Genomic DNA, 17,510 nt, shown 5'->3' with positions numbered 1-17,510 from the left:
GGGTCGCATTCTACGGGAGTTCCCCGAAGCTGAGGCGCGGCTCACCTCTCCCATGAGCGATTTCGATTTGCGCCCCGGGGCGCGGGCGCGCATACGGCCCCGACCCATCCGACGGAGCGCGACAATGCCATCCCCACTCGAGACCCTGCTCGGCGAACGCGACTGGCTGATGGCCGACGGGGCGACCGGGACGATCCTGTTCAACATGGGGTTGCAGTCCGGGGACGCGCCCGAGTTCTGGAACGAGACGGCGCCCGACAAGGTGCGCGCGCTCTATCGCGGCTCGGTCGAGGCGGGGTCGGACCTGTTCCTGACCAACACCTTCGGCGGCAACGCCTCGCGGCTGAAGCTGCATGATGCGGGCCACCGTGCCGGAGAGCTGTCGCGCATGGGCGCCGAGATCGGGCGCGAGATCGCGGATGCGTCGGGGCGGAAGGTCATCGTCGCAGGCTCGATGGGTCCCACGGGCGAGATCATGGCCCCGATGGGACCGCTGAGCCACGAGTCCGCCGTCGAGATCTTCCACCAGCAGGCCGAGGGCCTGAAGGAGGGCGGCGCCGACGTGCTCTGGGTCGAGACGATCAGCGCCCCGGAAGAGCTGAAGGCCGCCGCCGAGGCCGCGCGCCTGGCCGAGATGCCCTGGTGCGTGACCATGAGCTTCGACACCGCCGGTCGGACGATGATGGGCACGACCTCGGCCGAGATGTCGCGGCTCGTCGCCCGGCTGCCGCATCCGCCGCTGGCCTATGGTGCCAATTGCGGCACCGGCGCCTCGGACCTGATCCGCACCGTGACCGGCTTCACCGGCGAGTTGCCGGTGATCGCCAAGGGCAACGCGGGCATCCCGAAATACCACGACGGGCACATTCATTACGACGGCACGCCGGAGTTGATGGGTCGCTACGCCGTGATGGCGCGCGATGCGGGGGCGACGATCATCGGCGGCTGCTGCGGCACGACGCCCGACCACCTGCGGGTCATGCGCGCCGCACTGGAGTCGACGCCGCGCGGCCCCGTTCCCGGGCTCGACGACGTGGTCGAGGCACTGGGCGGCTTCTCGTCGGACAGCGACGGGACCGACGGGCGCGGCCCGACCCGCGAACGCCGCAGCCGCAGGCGCGCGCGCGAGTGAGACGACTCGCCGCCGCCCTGGCGCTCGTGCTGGCGGCGGCGCTTGCCGGGGCGCTGCTGGGGGGGCTCTGGGCCCCGCTCGACAGCCTGGCCGTCCCGCAGCTGTATCTGGCGGCCGCCCTGCTGCTGCTCGCGTCCTTCCCGATCCTGCCGGCCGCGCTTCGTCCGGGGTTGGGGGCCCTGGCCTGCCTCGGCGCGTGGGACGTGCTGAGCCATGCCGTGACCCCAGACGCCGTGACCGGGGCGCCCGTGCTGCGCCACCTTCAGCACAACCTGCATCAGGGGAATCGCGCGGCCGATCTTCCCGAGCGCCTGGCCGGCGTCGACACCGCCACCCTGCAGGAGGTCGGCGAAGCGATCTTCACGCTGTCGGACCTGCCGCCCGAGTGGCACCTCGAGATCTGCCCCCGTCCCGGCTGGGTTACGACCGCGGCGCTGACCCGGCATCCGGTCATCGCCTCGGGCTGCACGCCCTCCGGCGCGGCCTGGATACGACTGCGGCTGCCGGAGGGGGTCGGCGCCCCGGGGGCCGAGCTGACGCTCGTCTCCGTCCACGTGTTCTGGCCCTGGCCCGCCGCGGGCGACCGCCAGACGCAGCAGGTGGCGGGCCTGAGGGCGGAGCTGTCGGCCCTGCCCGGCCCGGTCCTTCTGGGCGGCGACTTCAACCAGATGCCCTGGTCCGCCGCTGTCGGCACGCTGGCCGACAGCGTCGGTGCAAAGGTCGCGCCCGGCCTGCGCGCCACCTATGTCGACCTCGGCGGCGCGCTGCGCCTGCCCATCGACCACATCCTCGCGCCCCGTGGCTGGCAGGTCGCGGCCGTGCGTGGAGAACGTCACGGTTCGGACCACCACGCCGTGACGGCGACGCTGCACCCGCGACCGTTGGATTGAGCGGCGCCACGGTCGCGGCGCACGGCAGGCATCCGGTGGATGCCGAGGTGTGACGGGGCGCCGTCCCGGCGCGGGGCAACCGCCACGCTCAAAGCATCGGACGATGATGTCGACCCGGAAGGACCCTGCGGGGCTTCGCCCTCGGGACCTTCCCGGATCTCATCCCCTGGAGGAAATCGTCCGACGCTTCAGAACAGGGCGAGCTGGTCCCCCGCCCGGGCAGGCACCTCGAACAGGTCGGTGCGCAGCGCGGGCAGGCGATAGGCGAGCCCGAGCTCGCCGCAGGCCCGGTGGAAGCGCGCCTGGAGCAGGTCGGCATGGCCCCCCCTGCCCCGCATCCGGTGCCCGAACCCCGCGTCGTAGAGCTTGCCGCCATGAAACTCCCGCACGCGGTTCAGGACCTTGCGGGCGCGGTCGGGCACATGCTCCCGCAGCCATTCCTCGAAGAGCGGCGCCACCTCCAGCGGCAGGCGCAGGGGGATCATGCTGGCCGCCTGCGCTCCGGCGTCGCGGGCCGCGCGCAGGATCGCCTCGACCTCGTGATCGGTCAGGCCGGGGATCGTCGGCGAGACCATGACCCGCACGACCACGCCCGCCTCGGCCAGCCGCTCGATGGCGCGCAGGCGGCGGGACGGCACCGGGACCCGCGGCTCCAGCTTGCGGGCCAGCGCGTCGTCCAGAGTCGTCACCGACAGGCCGACGCGGCATAGTTCCGGCCCCATCTCGGACAGGATGTCGACGTCGCGCTCGACCAGCGAGCCCTTCGTGGTGATCGCGACCGGGTGGCGGTGGTCGCGCAGCACCTCGAGCAGGCCGCGCATGATGCGGCGGTCGCGCTCGATCGGCTGGTAGGGGTCGGTGTTCGTCCCGATGGCCAAGGTCGCCGGGCGGTAGCCCTTGGCCCGCAACTCGCGCGCCAGCGCCTCGGGCGCGCCGGGACGCGCGATCAGCCGGGTCTCGAAGTCGAGGCCCGGCGACAGGCCCAGATAGGCGTGGCTGGGGCGGGCATAGCAGTAGATGCATCCGTGCTCGCAGCCGCGATAGGGGTTCACCGAGCGGTCGAACCCCAGGTCGGGAGAGCTGTTGCGGGTGATCGCCCGACCCAGCGCCTCCTCCCGCACCTCGGTCCGGGGCCGGACCGGCAGCGGCACCTCGCGGGTGTAGGGATCGAAGCGGCTGACGCCGTTGGACAGCGCGCCGCGGGTGGCGATGGCCTGGGTCTGGGGCGATCCGTCGAACATGAGAACGAATGTAGAACATGAACGCGACTCATGCAAGAGACGCGAAGCTTCGATTGGACGCCCCCCGCGCGCCGTGCGATCCAGCCCCGTGGCATCCCGGGACCGGTGGCCGGCGTCGCGCCGGGACCGCGCCGCGTCGGTTTTCGCCGCGTCGGACCCGGGCTTGGGTGCGACACGGGGGATCGAGGGAGCCGGATCAGGCCATCGAAAGGAACACGCATGTCCGACGAAGACGACGAGATCGTCCTGAGCGAGCTGAACGACGACGAGCTCGTCCAGCAGATGTTCGACGACCTCTACGACGGGCTCAGGGAAGAGATCGAGGAAGGCGTGAACATCCTGCTGGAGCGGGGATGGGAGCCTTACGACATCCTGACCAAGGCGCTGGTCGGCGGCATGACCATCGTCGGAAACGACTTCCGGGACGGCATCCTGTTCGTGCCCGAGGTGCTGCTGGCCGCGAACGCGATGAAGGGCGGCATGGCCATCCTGAAGCCGCTTCTCGTCGAGACCGGCGCCCCGCGCGTCGGCAAGATGGTCATCGGCACGGTCAAGGGCGACATCCATGACATCGGCAAGAACCTCGTCTCGATGATGATGGAGGGCGCGGGCTTCGAGGTCGTCGACCTCGGCATCAACAACGCCGCCGACGCCTATCTGGAGGCGCTGGAGCGCGAGGATGCCGACATCCTCGGGATGTCCGCGCTGCTGACGACGACGATGCCCTACATGAAGGTCGTCATCGACGCGCTGAAGGAGAAGGGCATCCGCGACGACTACACCGTGCTGGTCGGCGGCGCGCCCCTGAACGAGGAGTTCGGCCGCGCCATCGGCGCCGACGCCTATTGCCGTGACGCGGCCGTGGCGGTCGAGACAGCCAAGTCCTTCATGGCGCGCAAGCACAACCGGATGGCGGCGGGCTGATCCGGGCCCCGGCTCCCCTCCGGCCGGCGGGTCGAGCGCGTCCCGGCCGGAGACGGCGCCTCCGCGCGGAAGACGGCGCATGACCCCCGCCCTGCCCGACAGGATGCGCGGCTGGCAGCTCGTCGGCCATGGCGGGCCGGAGATGCTGCGCTGGCGGACGGACTTGCCGGTGCCCTCCCCCGGCCCGGGCGAGGTGCTGATCGCGGTCGGTGCCTCCTCGGTCAACAACACGGACATCAACACGCGGGTCGGCTGGTATTCCAAGGGGGTCACAGGGGCGACCGCCGACGCCGCGACGCCGGACGACGCGGCGGCCGGCTGGGCCGGCTCGGCCCTGCGCCTGCCCCGCATCCAGGGCGCCGATTGCAGCGGACGGATCGTCGCCGTCGGGGAAGGGGTCCCGCCGGCGCGCATCGGCGCGCGGGTGCTGGTGCGCGCCCTGCAGCAGCGGCCGGACACCCCGGTCTGGACCTTCGGGGCGGAGTGCGACGGCGGCTTCGCCGACTACGCCGTGGCCCGGTCCTTCGACGCGCTCGACCTGCGGTCGGACCTGCCCGACACGGTGCTGGCCGCGCTTCCCTGCGCCTATGCGACGGCGCTGGGCATGGTCTCGCGGGCAGGCGCCGGCGCGGGCGACCGGGTTCTCGTCACCGGCGCCTCGGGCGGGGTCGGCGCGGCGGCGGTGCAGCTCTGCGCGCTGCGGGGGGCTGAGGTGGTCGCCCAATGCGCCCCGTCCAAGGCGGAGGCGCTGCGCGCCTTGGGCGCTGCCACGACGCTGGCCCGCGACGAGGCCCCGGCCCCGGACGGCTTCGACGTGGTCCTCGATCTCGTCGGTGGCCCGGCCTGGCCCGCGCTGATCGGAGCGCTCGCGCGCCGGGGCCGCTATGTCGTGTCCGGCGCCATCGCGGGGCCGATGGTGACGCTCGACCTGCGCGACCTCTACCTCAAGGACCTGACCTTCCTCGGATCGACCGAGCAGGACGCGGCGCTGCTGCCGGAGCTGATCGGATTGGTCGAGGCGGGGCGCCTCGTGCCGCCGCTCGCCGGGACTTGGCCGCTGGAGGACCTTCCCGCCGCGCAGGAGGCATTCCAATCCAAGCGCCATGTCGGCAAGATCGCGATCGACATCGCGAAAGGCCCCAGATGACCCTCACGCTTCACCTCGCACCCGGCACCATCGCCCTCGCCGTCCATGCCGCACTGGAGGAGGCGGGCGCCGAGTACGAGCTGCGCTGGCTCGACTTCACGGCAGCGGAGCAGACCTCCGACGCCTATCTGGCGATCAACCCGAAGGGCCGCGTGCCGACCCTGGTCACCGCGGAGGGCACGCTGACCGAGACCATCGCCATCCTCGAATGGATCGCCGAGACGCAGGCGCCGCCCCTGATGCCCGACACCGCCTGGGCGCGTGCCCGGATGCGCGAGACGATGACCTACCTCGCCTCGACGGCCCATGTGAACCACGCCCACAAGATGCGCGGCCATCGCTGGGCGGACGATCCGGCCGCGCACGCGGCGATGCGCGCCAAGGTGCCCGAGACCATGGCCGCCTCCGCCCGGTGGCTGGAGGACCGGATGGAGGGCGACTGGGTGGCGGGCAGCTTCTCGGTCGCCGATCCCTATCTCTGGGTGATCACGCGCTGGCTCGACGGCGACGGGGTGCCGCTGGCGGATTACCCGCGCCTGCACGCATTCCGGGAGCGGATCGAGGCCCGCCCGGCCGTCGCGCGCGTGGCCGCGCAGCACTGAGCCTGCGGACGGGGGGCGTAGGCGGGCTCCGTCCCGGGCCTGCAGGACAGGGGTCCGGGAGGCGCGGCAGGTCCGCTCCTAGGCGGCGAGAGACCTCACCGGAAAAGCGGGCGCCGCAGAGCTGCGCGGCCGTCGCGGACCCGGCGCAGGCGAGCGGGGTCGCGCCCGGCCCCTTGAATCGATCATGATAAATTGCTCCAACCACTCCCCATGCGGCATCCGTCAGAGGCCCCTCCGTCCCGCGGCGAGTTCGCCGCCACGCCGCGCCGGTCGCGGCCCGTCCGCGTGGCCGAGGCAATCAAGGACTGGGTGGTCGAGAAGGGGCTGAAGCCGGGCGACCGGCTGCCCGGCGAGGCGGAGCTGATCGCGCGCTTCGGCATGGCCAAGGGCACCATCCGTGAGGCGATGCGCATCCTTCAGGCGCAGGGGCTGGTCACGACCAAGACCGGACCCGGCGGCGGCAGCTTCGTGGGCGAGGTCAGCGCCGACCGCGCCCGGGCGCTTCTGGGCAACTACTTCTTCTTCAAGCAGGTCTCCATCGACGACATCTACCAGCTCCGCATCGCGCTGGAGCCGGAGCTGGCCGCCTCGCTCGCCGGGCGGCTGACGGAGGAGCAGCTCGGGGCATTGGAGGCGATCCTCGAACTCTATGCCGCGCCCGCCGCCGACGCGACCGAAGAGCGCGACCAGCACGTCGCCTCGCTGCGCTTCCACGCGACGCTGGCGCGCTTCGGGTCGAACGCGCTGCTGGCCTTCTTCGTCGACTTCATGGCGGGAATCCTGACCGACCTGACGGTCTACCAGCGCCTCTATGCCGAGCCGAACCTGGAGCTCTGGCGGCAGGGGCGCAGCCACCAGATCGCGCTGATCGACGCGCTGCGCCGTGGCGACGCCGAGGCCGCGCGCGCCATCATGCACGAGCACATGACGCTGGCCCGTCGGCTGATGGAGGATCAGGAGGCGGTCGTGATGAAGCGGTTCATGCAGGACTGAGGCCCGGGCCTCAGCCGCGCGGGTCGGCCTTCGCGACATAAGGCTCCGCCCGGTGCGGATCGTCCGGCACAGGCACCAGCGCGGCCCAGTCGGCATAGGCGCCGGAGGTGGCGCGGCCGTGCAGGTCGCGCAGCGCGGTGAGCGGCGCGGCGGAATGGTCGATCCGCAGGGTCAGCGGCGCCGCGTCCCGACGCACGACCAGAAGCGCCGCCGACAGCAGGCCCCGGCTGTCCCCGCCCGCCCGCTCCGCCGCGTCGAGCGCGGCCAGCAGGCGCAGGTCGAATGGCCCCTCCGCCGCGCGGAACCCGTCGAGGCAGGCGTCGAGCACTCCCTCGGACGCCAGCATGTTCCCGGCCACGACGACCCCCGGCCCCGGCCGCGCCCCGGCGGCGGGCAGGCTCGCCGCCCCGGTGAAGCCGGCCGTGCCGCCCGTCGGATCCAGCGCCGACAACTGCCGCTCGTGGCGGCCCGGATCGGACCCGGTGACCGCGGCCACGGCCGCCTCGGCCGACACGCCGCCCTTCATGCGCGACAGCACCTCGACGCCCCACATCGTCGAGGGCAGCGACCCCTGCGACGCGCTCAGCCCCGAGTCGACGTCGCCGCGCAGCACCCAGCCGCCGACGCAGAGACTGCCGGTCGTCGCGGCACCTCCGAAAGCGCCCGTCTTTTCATCATGCGCGAGGATCGAGATCGTCATGTTGTCGGCACCCCCTGTTCGCGCTTGAATTTATCATGAGAATTTGCGGTGATGGTATTTATCATGATAAATAACTGTCAAACAACAACGCGGAGGTAAAGCCATGTCGCTGTATTCATTCACCCGCCGGGGCCTTCTGGCCGCCGGGACGGCGCTTGCGCTGGCGGTCGGCGGCGGTTCGGGCGCGATGGCGCAGACCCCTCCGGGCGTCCTGATCGTGGGCCAGATCGCCGAGCCGAAGGCGCTGGACCCGGCGGCGGTGACGGCGGTCAACGACTTCCGCATCCTGATGAACGTCTATGACGGGCTCGTGCGCTACAAGGACGGCACGCTGGAGGTCGAGCCGGCGCTGGCCACCGGCTGGGAGATCTCGGAGGACGGGGCCGAATACACCTTCACCCTGCGCGAGGGTGTCACCTTCCACGACGGCAGCGCCTTCGACGCCGAGGCGGTGAAGTTCAACTTCGACCGGATGCTCGACGAGTCCCATCCCTATCACGACACCGGCCCCTTCCCGCTGGCCTTCTTCTTCTCGGCCGTCGAGGAGGTCGAGGTGGTCGACCCGCTGACGGTGAAGTTCACGTTGAACGAGCCCTACGCGCCCTTCCTGTCGAACCTCGCCTACCCGACCGGCCTGATCGTCTCCCCTGCCGCGGTTGCGGAGCACGGCGCCGAGTTCGGGCGCAACCCCTCGGGGACCGGGCCCTTCAGCTTCGTCGAGTGGCGCTCGAACGAGGCGGTCGTGGTCGAGGCCAACCCGGACTACTGGGATGGCGCGCCCGAGTTGGAGGCGGTGGTCTTCCGCCCGATCACCGACGCCAACACCCGCACCGCCGAAATGCTGGCGGGCGGCATCGACCTGATGGTCGAGGTCCCGCCGGTAGCGCTGAGCGAGTTTCAGGCCGACCCCTACACAATCCACGAACAGGCCGGCCCGCATGTCTGGTTCCTGATCCTGAACGCCAAGGAAGGTCCCTTCTCGGACGTCCGCGTCCGCCAGGCCGCGAACTATGCCATCGACAAGGAGGCCATCGTCAACGACGTGCTGGAAGGCACCGCCGAGGTCGCTGCCGGGCCGACGCCGCCGGCCTTCGCCTGGGCCTATAACGAGGAGCTGGAGCCCTACCCCCACGATCCCGAGAAGGCGCGCGAGCTGCTCGCCGAGGCCGGGGCCGAAGGCGCCGAGATCACCTTCTACGTGACCGAGGGCGGATCGGGCATGCTGGACCCCATCGCCATGGGCACCGCCATGCAGGCCGACCTGGAGGAGGTGGGCTTCGACGTCACCATCGAGACCTACGAGTGGAACACCTTCCTGGGCAATGTGAACCCAGGGCTCGAGGGGAAGGCGGACATGGCGCAGATGGCGTGGATGACCAACGATCCCGACACGCTGCCCTTCCTCGCGCTGCGCACGGCCGCCTGGCCCGACCAGGGCGGATTCAACTCCGGCTACTACTCCAACCCGGAGGTGGACGCGCTGCTTGAGCAGGCCCGCGTCGCCACCGACCAGGAGGAGCGCGCCCGCCTCTACAAGGAGATGCAGGCCATCGTGCAGGAGGACGCGCCCTGGGTCTTCGTCGCCAACTGGAAGCAGAACGCGGTGACTTCGGACCGGGTCGAGAACTTCTCGCTCCAGCCGTCGTTCTTCCTGCTGCTCGACGACGTGGTGAAGAACTGACGTCATGACGACATCGCCGGTCGGACCGTTGGCGCGGCCCGACCGACCGGGCAGCTTTGTCCCCGCGCATGTGGCGCCCCCCGGGCATGTCCGGAGGGAAGAAGGGGGAGCGCGGCTCCCCGACGACCGGAAAGGGGGAGTGACGCGAGATGGGCGGCTACATCCTGAAACGGCTGGTCTCGGCGGTCCCGGTGCTGCTGGGGATCACGGTGATCGTCTTCCTGATCATGGCGCTGATCCCCGGCGATCCGGCGACGGCGATCCTCGGAAGCTATGCCACGCCCGAGAACGTGGCCAAGCTGAACGCCGATCTCGGGCTCGACCGGCCCCTCTGGCAGCAGTATTTCGTCTGGCTCGGCAACATGCTGACCGGGGATTTCGGCACCTCCTTCGCGCTCAACAGGCCCGTCCTCGACGAGGTGCTGGAGCGGTTCAACGCCACGCTGGTCCTGGCCGGGACGGCCTTCGTGCTATGTGCCGTTCTGGGCGTGGCGGCGGGGGTCGCCTCGGCATCGAACCAGTACGGGGCGGCGGACAAGCTCATCACCTTCGTCGTGCTGCTGGGCATCTCGATCCCGTCCTTCTTCCTCGGGATGATGATGATCCTGGTCTTTGCGGTGAACCTGCGGCTCTTCCCGGTCTCGGGCATGTGGCCGATCTACGGCGACCGCGACCTCTCCGCGCTCATCAGCCACCTGACGCTCCCCGCGCTCGCGCTCGCCGTGGTCGCCACCGGCGTCATCGCGCGGCTCGCCCGCTCCGCCATGCTGGAGGTGCTGCGTCAGGACTTCATCCGAACCGCCCGTGCCAAGGGCGTGCCCGAACGGGGTGTGATCTGGCGCCACGCGCTGAAGGCAGCCATGGTGTCGATCATCCCGGTGCTCGGCATCCAGGCGGGCTTCGTGCTGTCGGGCGCGGTCTATATCGAGATCGTGTTCCAGTGGCCCGGCGTCGGCCGGATGCTGGTCGACGCGATCCTCAGGCGCGACATCCTTTTGGTTCAGGGCGGCGTGGTCTTCGTCGCCGCCTGCTACGTGCTGTTCAACATCGCCGTCGACGTTGCCCAAGGCCTGCTCGACCCGAGGATCAAGACATGATGGCGTTCCTCAGGCTTCTCGCCCGCAACCGGCTGGCGCTGGCGGGCGGGATCGTGATGGCGGCGGTTGTCCTGCTGGCGCTGGTCACGCCGCTGCTGCCGCTGGCCGATCCGGACGTCACCGACACCGCGAACCGCTTCAAGCCGACCTTCTCGGAGGGCGCGCTGCTCGGCACCGACCACCTGGGCCGCGATCTGCTCAGCCGGCTCCTCTGGGGCACGCGGCTCAGCCTCGCCGTGGGCTTCGCCGCCGCCATCACCGCCGCGACGATCGGCGCGGCCATCGGCATCGTGGCGGGCTATTTCGGGGGCCGCATCGACAACGTCATCATGCGCGGCGTCGACATGCTGATGGCCTTTCCCTACATCCTGCTGGCGCTCGCCATCGTCGCGGCGCTGGGCCCCGGGCTGATGAACGCGCTGATCGCGGTGGCCGCAGTCAACGTCCCCTTCTTCGCGCGCAACATCCGCGGCATCACCGTCGGCATCGCCCACAAGGAGTTCGTGGACGCCGCCCGGCTCTCGGGCCTGTCGGACCTGCGGATCATCACCACCGAGATCCTGCCCAACGTCGTCCCGGTCATCGTCATCGCCATGTCCACGACCATCGGCTGGATGATCCTGGAGACGGCGGGCCTGTCCTTCCTCGGCCTCGGCAGCCAGCCGCCGCAGGCCGATCTCGGCTCGATGCTGGGCGAGGCGCGCTCGGCGCTCATCACCAACCCGCATACCTCGGTCGTGCCGGGGGTGATGATCCTTGTCATCGTCATGGCGATCAACCTGCTGGGCGACGGGGTGCGCGACGCTCTGGACCCGCGCCTCAAGTCCGGCGCCCTGTCCCGCCCGAGGGCCGCGACCACGGTCAAGCGCGACGGCCCCGTTCCCGCGGCGACCGGCGCGGGCCTGCTGGAGGTGCAGGACCTGCGGACCGAGTTCCACGTCAAGGGCCGCAGCTACCGGGCCGTGGGCGGCGTGACGCTGAACGTGAAGCCCGGCGAATGCCTCGGCATCATCGGTGAATCCGGCTCGGGCAAGTCCGTCACCGCGCTGTCGGTCATGGGGCTCGTCGCCTCGCCGCCCGGCGTGATCACCGGCGGCGCGGTGCGCTACGACGGCGAGGACCTGATCGGCGCCCCCTATGCCCGCCTGCGCGAGATGCGGGGGCGCAACGTCGCCTATATCTTCCAGGACCCGCTTGCGACGCTCCACCCGCTGACGCGAGTGGGCGACCAGCTGATCGAGGCGATCCGCGTCCACCGTCCCATCGGCGCGAAGGAAGGCCGCGCCAAGGCCATCGACCTGCTGGACGCCGTCCGCATCCCCAACGCCGCAAGGCGCATCGACGATTACCCGCACGAGATGTCTGGCGGCATGCGCCAGCGCGTCGGCATCGCCATGGCCTTGGCGAACGACCCCGACATCATCATCGCGGACGAGCCGACGACCGCGCTCGACGTGACGGTGCAGGCGCAGATCCTGGCGCTGCTCGACGACCTGCGGCGGTCGCGCGGACTAGCCATCGTCTTCATCACCCACGACTTCGGCGTGGTCGCGCAACTCTGTGACCGGGTGGCGGTGATGTATGCCGGCCGGATCGTCGAAGAGGGGCCGACGGCGGCGATCCTCGACACGCCGACCCATCCCTATACCGCGCGCCTCATGGCCTGCGTGCCCGAGCTCGGGGCGGGCAAGCGGCGGCTGGAGGCGATCCCGGGCCTGCCGCCGGTGGTCGACCGGCTGCCGGTCGGTTGCGCCTTCGCCGACCGCTGCGACCGCACGCAGCCCGACTGCCGCGCGGGCGAGATCGACCTCGCGCGCCACGGCGCCCGCGCCGTCCGCTGCCTGCACCCCGTCACCCCGCTGCGGGAGGCCGCCGAATGACCGCCGCACTGACGCTCACCGACCTGTCGAAGACCTTCCCCGTTGGCCGCACCCTGTTCGGCCGGTCGACTGCCTCGGTCAAGGCAGTCCACCCGATCACGCTGACGGTCGAGCGGAACGAGACGCTGGGCATCGTGGGCGAGTCGGGTTGCGGCAAGTCCACCCTCGCCCGGATGCTTGTCGGCCTGCTGGAGCCCACGACCGGAACCATCGAGATCGAGGGCGCCGCGCTCGACAACGCGGATCCTGCCGTCTTCGGCAAGCGCATCCAGTACGTTTTTCAGGACCCGATCTCGTCGCTGAACCCGCGCAAGACGATCCGCCAGATCATGGAGGCGCCGCTCAAGCGCCTGCACGGGCTGGGCCGCGCGCAACGCGCCGAACGCATCTCCGAGATCTTTGCCTCGGTGAACCTGCGGGAAGAGTTCCTCGACCGCTATCCGCACGAGTTCTCGGGCGGGCAGGCGCAGCGCATCGGCATCGCCCGGGCCTTGGCCGCGAACGCGCGCATCCTGATCCTGGACGAGCCGGTCTCGGCGCTCGACGTCTCGGTGCAGGCGCAGGTGCTGAACCTGCTGGCGGACCTCAAGGCCGAGTTCGACCTGACCTACCTGTTCATCAGCCACGACCTCGCCGTGGTCGAGGCAGTCAGTGACCGGATCGCGGTGCTCTATTTCGGCTCGATGGTGGAGCTTGGCCCGGCGGAGGAGGTGTTCCGTGCGCCCCGCCATCCCTACACGAAGCTGCTGGCCGACAGCGCGCCCGTGGTGGGCCGGGCGCTGAAGGCGCCCGAGGGCCGGGAGACGGAGTTGCCGGACCCGCTGAACCCACCGCCCGGCTGCGCCTTCGCCGCCCGCTGCCCCCGCGCCAGCGAACGCTGCCGCGCCGAGATCCCGGGCCTGACCGAAGGCGCGGGCGGCAGCGCGGCCGCCTGCTTCCACCCGCTGGCCTGAGCCCGCTTGGTCGGAACCGATCCACCCCCGCGCGCGATAGTCTTTCGATCCCCAACCGAATCGAGAGGCTTTACCCATGCGTATCCTTCCCGCCCTTTCCCTCGCCCTGGTCCTGCCCGTCAGCGCGCTGGCCAACAACCATGTTACCTCCTCCCTCGCCGGGAACCTCGTTTCCGCCGACGGGTCGCAGATCGGCTCCGTCGCGGTGATCGAGACGGCCAGCGGCGTGATCCGCGTCGCTGTCCAGGGCGTCGACGTCACCCCTGGCGCCCACGGTGTCCATCTGCATGAGACCGGCGTCTGCGAGGGCGACTTCTCCTCCGCCGGCGGCCATATCGCGGGCGACGCGAACCATGGTCTCGTCGAGGGCGGCCCGCATCCCGGCGACCTGCCCAACGCGCTGGTCGGCGAGGACGGAGAGCTGTCGATGGAAGCCTTCGCCAACGCGAACCTGACCATGGACATGCTGCGGGACGACGACCTCTCGGCGCTGATCGTCCATTCCGGGCCCGACGACTACATCAGCCAGCCGAGCGGCGACTCGGGCTCGCGCATCGCCTGCGCCGTGCTCGACGCCGTTCCGGCCGCCGCAGAGAACTGATCGGCCAGTCGCGGGCCGCGCGTCAACCCGGGCGCGCGGCCCGCGCAAGCAGCAGCGCGGCGAGCCCCATGAGCCCGCCGAACACCCGGTTGAGCCACCGCTTGCCGCGCGCCGTCAGCGCCCCGCGCCGCAGCAGCGTGCCCGCGCCGATCCAGGCCAGCGCCGCGATCGCTTCCATCACGATATAGAGCGCGCCCAGCGCCAGAAGCTGCGCCAGCGGCGACCCGGGGCCGAGGAACTGCGGCAGGAAGGCCGTCATCAGCAGATAGGCCTTCGGATTGGCCATGCAGGTCAGGAACTCCCGCCAGCCGCCGGAGGCCCGTTCCGGCTCGCCCTCCACCGGCGCCGTCCAGGTCCGCCAGGCGAGATAGCACAGATAGGCTACCCCGCCCCATTTCAGCACCGAGAAGGCCAGCTGCGACCCGGCCAGCAGCCGGTCGAGCCCCAGCGCCACCAGCACCGTCAGCACCGCGAAGGCCGCGCAGCGCCCGATCAGCCCGCGCAACGCCGCCGCAGGCCCCGCACGTCCCGCCGTGGCGAGCGCCAGGAAGTTGTTGGGTCCCGGCGTCAACCCGACCAGCAGCGCGGCCGGCAGGAAGGCCGCGACCTGCAGCGTCGAAAGCGGCCAGAGCGCGAGGAGGAAGTCCGGCATCGGCGGGGTTCCGGGCTTAGGGCGACGTTCACGATACCGTCGCGCCGGCGATTGGCAACGGGCCGCGCGCTGCCCATATTGGGCCCAAGGAAAGGTGTCCCATGCCACTCGATCGCTTCGTCCTCCTCATCGTCATCGTGCTGGCCGCCGCCCTGGCGACGGTCTGGCTCGGCGCGCTGGTCGCCTCGGCGACGGCGATGCCGCTCGGCTGGCTCATGCTGATCCCCGCCGCGCTGGCGGCCTTCGTCGGCTGGCGCGTGATCGCGGACCGGCTCGGCAATGCCGAGGACGACCATTACGACCGGATGAAGTGACGATGCCGGACCTGATCATGACCACGACCGAGGGCGTCGCGGGGCGCGAGGTGGTGCAGACGCTGGGCCTTGTGAAGGGCTCGACGGTGCGCTCGAAGCATGTCGGATCGGACATCGTGGCCGCGCTGCGTAACCTCGTCGGAGGCGAGGTCAAGGAGTACGCGGCGCTTCTGACCGGCGCGCGGGAGCAGGCCCTGGACCGCATGGCCGCCGAGGCGCGGCTGCTGGGCGCAGACGCCGTGGTCGGGCTGCGACTGGAGACATCGACGATCACCCATGCCGCCTCCGAGGTCGTGGCCTACGGCACGGCGGTCAAGCTGCGCTGACGCGCGACCTCGGCGGAGGCACTGAGGCATCTCGGGACATCTCGAAGCCGGCCGGTCCGTCATCGCAAGACATGGCCTGACGATCCACCGCTCGGAACTCGGCGAGAGGGAGTCGATGGACAGCCGGATCGAAGCCCGGCCATGACATGGACGGATGTGGCGGTCAGCCGTGGCCGCCGGGATTCCGGGGCGGCGCACCGCCCCGGGACGCGACGTCGTCAGAGGATCGCGTCGGCGCGCGACAGCTCCGACGCCTCGACGCCGAGGAACAGGATCGAGGTATCGCCGATCATCACCATCGCGCCCGAATCAACGTCCTCGATCGAGACCATCGAGCCGCGCAGGCCGTCGATCCCGCTGAGGTCCACCATGTCCTCGCCGTCTACGAAATCGGTGATCATGTCGGCGCCGTCGGCCAGCGTCTTGTAGACGAAAACGTCCGCCCCGGCGCCGCCAGACAGCATGTCGTCTTCGGACCCGCCCGTGATCGTGTCGGCACCGGCGCCGCCCATGATCATGTCGTTGTCGCCCTCGCCGAACAGCATGTCGTCTCCGTCGCCGCCGTTGATCATGTCGTCCCCGGCACCGCCGCGGATCTCGTCGGCGATGACGGTCCCGGTGAAGCTCTCGCTCGCGCGGGCGCGTTGCGTGGCCAGCAACACGTCGATGGCGGCGTCGCTCATCACCTCGATCTCGCCAGCTGCCGCCGGCAGGATCGGGACGTAGCCGTCCTGCATGCCGTTCACCTCGCCCTCGGTGCCCGCGCCGTATTCGGGCGCCACGTCGAGCCCGTGGACGACGATCTCGCGTGAGGTCGCGGGCAGCAGGTCGAGCGCGCTGTACTGAACGCCGGTGACGGGGCTCAGGAACTGGCTGACGTCGGTCAGGTCATAGTTCTGGATGAAGGCCGATGTGCCGAACTCGTTCGCGGTGGGCATCAGCCCGTCGCCGCCGAGCAGCGACAGCAGCACATCGCCATAGGAGGGCACGCCTTCCAGCACCTCGACGAAGCCGTCCCGGTCCGCGTCCGACGCCAGCGTCGGAGTGGTCGAGTCCAGCGCCTCCCCGGTCTCGGGATCGACGAGTCCGTGGATGTGCTGAATGTGAGCGACATTCGGCGTGAGGTTGTAGGCCGAGAGCGACACGTTGAGATAGGGCACGTCGTCCGAAAAGCTGACCGCGACCAGTGCCGTGCCCTCGACGCCAGAGTTGTTCAGCGCGGTCAGGTTGACCCCGTAGACGGCGTCTGCCAGCCCGAGAAACGCCTCGTAGGACGTGAACGAGGATCCGAGATGAGCCATTGATAATCTCCCTTTGGAGCGCAGACTTCCTTGCGCAGGTGCCCTAAGACACGACCCGTCCCCGGAGGAGTTTCATTGACCGAAGAAAAAAATCCCGAGAGGGTCCTCGTCCTCGCCTGCGGCGCGCTCGCCCGCGAGATCGAGGCCATCCGGCGGCTCTCCGGTCTGGACCATGTCGACCTGCACTGCCTGCCGGCGATCCTGCACAACCACCCCGAGCGCATCGCGCCCGCCGTCGACGCCGCGCTGGCCGAGGCACGCGACCGCTACGGGCGCGTCTTCGTGGCTTATGCCGATTGCGGGACCGGCGGCGAGCTGGCGCGCGTCTGCGCGCGCCACGGGGTAGAGATGCTCGAGGGTCCGCATTGCTATGCCTTCTTCGACGGGAACGTGCGCTTCGCCGCCCGCGACGAGATCACCGCCTTCTACCTGACCGACTTCCTCGCCCGCCAGTTCGACGCCTTCGTCACGCGCCCCCTTGGCCTCGACCGTCACCCGGAGCTGCGGGACGCCTATTTCGGCCATTACGAGACGCTGGTCTACCTGGCGCAGACCGACGACCCCGACCTGACCGCCCGGGCCGAGCGCGCGGCGGCGACGCTCGGCCTCGGCTTCGAGAGGCGGTTCACGGGCTATGGCGAATTGCTGCCGGTGCTGTCCGATCTTTAGGCCGAAGGTGTCATGACTGTTTGACAGAAGGCCCTCAGGGTCTACCCTAGCGTCACCTCAAAAGGACATCGACATGCGCGCCTTCCTGCTCGGCCTCGCCCTCTGCGCCGCCGTCCCGGCGGCGGCGGAGCATGTCCCGCTCAGCTTCGACGAGGCTGAGGCGCTGATCGGCGAGCCGGTCCTGACGGCGGACGCGATCCCGCTGGGCCGGCTGGTCGCGACGCGGCCCGCGCCCGAGGGTGGCTTCGTCTGCATCGTGATGCTCGACGCCGCGCTGGAGGCGCGGACCTCTGCGCTGATCGTCGAGGGCCTGCGCCGCGCGCCCGACGGCTCCCTGCGGCTGGCCGAGGCTTCGGATACGCTGGCCGACCGCATGCGCCTGCCGATCGGCGGCAGCTAGGGGCCTT

At 70.5% G+C, this 17,510-nt stretch carries 19 protein-coding genes; 15 read left to right on the top strand and 4 right to left on the bottom strand.

Annotated elements, in window-relative coordinates:
* The first annotated feature begins 124 nt into the window (after positions 1-124).
* Together bmt and DR046_RS13010 are read left to right on the top strand one after the other, a co-directional pair.
* Complete coding sequence (bmt, locus tag DR046_RS13015) at positions 125-1,132, top strand: betaine--homocysteine S-methyltransferase (RefSeq protein WP_115382821.1); 1,008 nt, start codon at positions 125-127, stop codon at positions 1,130-1,132.
* Positions 1,129-2,022, top strand: a complete 894-nt coding sequence (locus tag DR046_RS13010; RefSeq protein ID WP_115382820.1) for an endonuclease/exonuclease/phosphatase family protein — start codon at positions 1,129-1,131, stop codon at positions 2,020-2,022. The genes bmt and DR046_RS13010 overlap by 4 nt, the downstream gene beginning before the upstream one ends.
* Before the next feature lie 188 nt (positions 2,023-2,210).
* On the opposite strand, the gene DR046_RS13005 is transcribed toward DR046_RS13010, so the two are convergent.
* Positions 2,211-3,263, bottom strand: coding sequence for a PA0069 family radical SAM protein (locus tag DR046_RS13005; RefSeq protein ID WP_115382819.1), 1,053 nt, complete (start codon positions 3,261-3,263; stop codon positions 2,211-2,213).
* Between the two features lie 219 nt (positions 3,264-3,482).
* Between DR046_RS13005 and DR046_RS13000 the strand changes: the two genes are divergently transcribed.
* The 4 genes from DR046_RS13000 (at position 3,483) to DR046_RS12985 (ending at position 6,929) form a co-directional block, all read left to right on the top strand.
* Positions 3,483-4,187, top strand: coding sequence for a cobalamin B12-binding domain-containing protein (locus DR046_RS13000; protein ID WP_115382818.1), 705 nt, complete (start codon positions 3,483-3,485; stop codon positions 4,185-4,187).
* A gap of 79 nt (positions 4,188-4,266) precedes the next feature.
* Entirely contained in the window at positions 4,267-5,334 is a 1,068-nt protein-coding gene (locus DR046_RS12995) for a zinc-binding dehydrogenase (protein ID WP_115382817.1), read from the top strand.
* A complete protein-coding gene (locus DR046_RS12990) occupies positions 5,331-5,936 on the top strand; it encodes a glutathione S-transferase family protein (protein ID WP_115382816.1) in 606 nt (201 codons plus the stop codon). The genes DR046_RS12995 and DR046_RS12990 overlap by 4 nt, the downstream gene beginning before the upstream one ends.
* Before the next feature lie 285 nt (positions 5,937-6,221).
* The gene (locus DR046_RS12985; protein WP_245190931.1) at positions 6,222-6,929 is read left to right on the top strand and encodes a FadR/GntR family transcriptional regulator; all 708 of its coding nucleotides are present in this window, start codon (positions 6,222-6,224) and stop codon (positions 6,927-6,929) included.
* A 10-nt stretch (positions 6,930-6,939) separates the two neighbouring features.
* On the opposite strand, the gene DR046_RS12980 is transcribed toward DR046_RS12985, so the two are convergent.
* Complete coding sequence (locus DR046_RS12980; protein WP_115382814.1) at positions 6,940-7,629, bottom strand: DUF1028 domain-containing protein; 690 nt, start codon at positions 7,627-7,629, stop codon at positions 6,940-6,942.
* A 103-nt stretch (positions 7,630-7,732) separates the two neighbouring features.
* Between DR046_RS12980 and DR046_RS12975 the strand changes: the two genes are divergently transcribed.
* The 5 genes from DR046_RS12975 (at position 7,733) to DR046_RS12955 (ending at position 13,841) form a co-directional block, all read left to right on the top strand.
* Entirely contained in the window at positions 7,733-9,310 is a 1,578-nt protein-coding gene (locus DR046_RS12975) for an ABC transporter substrate-binding protein (RefSeq protein ID WP_115382813.1), read from the top strand.
* A gap of 149 nt (positions 9,311-9,459) precedes the next feature.
* Positions 9,460-10,407: an ABC transporter permease gene (locus tag DR046_RS12970; protein WP_115382812.1), complete on the top strand. Its 948-nt coding sequence runs from the start codon at positions 9,460-9,462 to the stop codon at positions 10,405-10,407.
* Complete coding sequence (locus DR046_RS12965) at positions 10,407-12,287, top strand: dipeptide/oligopeptide/nickel ABC transporter permease/ATP-binding protein (protein WP_115382861.1); 1,881 nt, start codon at positions 10,407-10,409, stop codon at positions 12,285-12,287. The genes DR046_RS12970 and DR046_RS12965 overlap by 1 nt, the downstream gene beginning before the upstream one ends.
* Positions 12,284-13,240 carry an ABC transporter ATP-binding protein gene (locus DR046_RS12960; RefSeq protein ID WP_115382811.1) on the top strand — a complete coding sequence of 319 codons (957 nt, stop codon included), beginning with the start codon at positions 12,284-12,286 and terminating at the stop codon, positions 13,238-13,240. The genes DR046_RS12965 and DR046_RS12960 overlap by 4 nt, the downstream gene beginning before the upstream one ends.
* A 76-nt stretch (positions 13,241-13,316) precedes the next feature.
* The gene (locus DR046_RS12955; protein WP_115382810.1) at positions 13,317-13,841 is read left to right on the top strand and encodes a superoxide dismutase family protein; all 525 of its coding nucleotides are present in this window, start codon (positions 13,317-13,319) and stop codon (positions 13,839-13,841) included.
* A 22-nt stretch (positions 13,842-13,863) separates the two neighbouring features.
* On the opposite strand, the gene DR046_RS12950 is transcribed toward DR046_RS12955, so the two are convergent.
* Positions 13,864-14,493 carry a LysE family translocator gene (locus DR046_RS12950; protein WP_115382809.1) on the bottom strand — a complete coding sequence of 210 codons (630 nt, stop codon included), beginning with the start codon at positions 14,491-14,493 and terminating at the stop codon, positions 13,864-13,866.
* 101 nt (positions 14,494-14,594) lie between these two features.
* Here DR046_RS12950 and DR046_RS12945 point away from each other — a divergent pair, with 101 nt between their 5' ends.
* Positions 14,595-14,807, top strand: a complete 213-nt coding sequence (locus DR046_RS12945) for a hypothetical protein (RefSeq protein WP_115382808.1) — start codon at positions 14,595-14,597, stop codon at positions 14,805-14,807.
* A 2-nt stretch (positions 14,808-14,809) separates the two neighbouring features.
* A complete protein-coding gene (locus DR046_RS12940; RefSeq protein WP_245190930.1) occupies positions 14,810-15,133 on the top strand; it encodes a YbjQ family protein in 324 nt (107 codons plus the stop codon).
* A 218-nt stretch (positions 15,134-15,351) separates the two neighbouring features.
* On the opposite strand, the gene DR046_RS12935 is transcribed toward DR046_RS12940, so the two are convergent.
* Positions 15,352-16,434 (bottom strand): M10 family metallopeptidase C-terminal domain-containing protein, encoded by a 1,083-nt coding sequence (locus DR046_RS12935; protein WP_115382807.1) that lies wholly within the window; start codon positions 16,432-16,434, stop codon positions 15,352-15,354.
* 75 nt (positions 16,435-16,509) lie between these two features.
* On the opposite strand from DR046_RS12935, the gene DR046_RS12930 reads away from it, so the two are divergent.
* Positions 16,510-17,103, top strand: coding sequence for a DUF1638 domain-containing protein (locus DR046_RS12930; protein WP_115382806.1), 594 nt, complete (start codon positions 16,510-16,512; stop codon positions 17,101-17,103).
* Positions 17,104-17,176: 73 nt separating this feature from the next.
* Positions 17,177-17,503, top strand: a complete 327-nt coding sequence (locus DR046_RS12925) for a hypothetical protein (protein ID WP_115382805.1) — start codon at positions 17,177-17,179, stop codon at positions 17,501-17,503.
* The last annotated feature ends 7 nt before the right edge of the window (positions 17,504-17,510 follow it).

It is taken from the genome of Jannaschia formosa, assembly GCF_003340555.1.
In the GTDB taxonomy this organism is placed as follows: domain Bacteria; phylum Pseudomonadota; class Alphaproteobacteria; order Rhodobacterales; family Rhodobacteraceae; genus Jannaschia; species Jannaschia formosa.
Note: the sequence above shows the minus strand (reverse complement) of the source record. Positions and strands in the feature narration are given on the sequence as shown.

Coding starts and splice junctions, on each gene's coding strand:
- bmt (WP_115382821.1), top strand. CDS start 125: ATGCCATCCCCACTCGAGACCCTGCTCGGCGAACGCGACTGGCTGATG.
- DR046_RS13005 (WP_115382819.1), bottom strand. CDS start 3,263: ATGTTCGACGGATCGCCCCAGACCCAGGCCATCGCCACCCGCGGCGCG.
- DR046_RS13000 (WP_115382818.1), top strand. CDS start 3,483: ATGTCCGACGAAGACGACGAGATCGTCCTGAGCGAGCTGAACGACGAC.
- DR046_RS12995 (WP_115382817.1), top strand. CDS start 4,267: ATGACCCCCGCCCTGCCCGACAGGATGCGCGGCTGGCAGCTCGTCGGC.
- DR046_RS12990 (WP_115382816.1), top strand. CDS start 5,331: ATGACCCTCACGCTTCACCTCGCACCCGGCACCATCGCCCTCGCCGTC.
- DR046_RS12980 (WP_115382814.1), bottom strand. CDS start 7,629: ATGACGATCTCGATCCTCGCGCATGATGAAAAGACGGGCGCTTTCGGA.
- DR046_RS12975 (WP_115382813.1), top strand. CDS start 7,733: ATGTCGCTGTATTCATTCACCCGCCGGGGCCTTCTGGCCGCCGGGACG.
- DR046_RS12970 (WP_115382812.1), top strand. CDS start 9,460: ATGGGCGGCTACATCCTGAAACGGCTGGTCTCGGCGGTCCCGGTGCTG.
- DR046_RS12965 (WP_115382861.1), top strand. CDS start 10,407: ATGGCGTTCCTCAGGCTTCTCGCCCGCAACCGGCTGGCGCTGGCGGGC.
- DR046_RS12960 (WP_115382811.1), top strand. CDS start 12,284: ATGACCGCCGCACTGACGCTCACCGACCTGTCGAAGACCTTCCCCGTT.
- DR046_RS12955 (WP_115382810.1), top strand. CDS start 13,317: ATGCGTATCCTTCCCGCCCTTTCCCTCGCCCTGGTCCTGCCCGTCAGC.
- DR046_RS12950 (WP_115382809.1), bottom strand. CDS start 14,493: ATGCCGGACTTCCTCCTCGCGCTCTGGCCGCTTTCGACGCTGCAGGTC.
- DR046_RS12945 (WP_115382808.1), top strand. CDS start 14,595: ATGCCACTCGATCGCTTCGTCCTCCTCATCGTCATCGTGCTGGCCGCC.
- DR046_RS12940 (WP_245190930.1), top strand. CDS start 14,810: ATGCCGGACCTGATCATGACCACGACCGAGGGCGTCGCGGGGCGCGAG.
- DR046_RS12935 (WP_115382807.1), bottom strand. CDS start 16,434: ATGGCTCATCTCGGATCCTCGTTCACGTCCTACGAGGCGTTTCTCGGG.
- DR046_RS12925 (WP_115382805.1), top strand. CDS start 17,177: ATGCGCGCCTTCCTGCTCGGCCTCGCCCTCTGCGCCGCCGTCCCGGCG.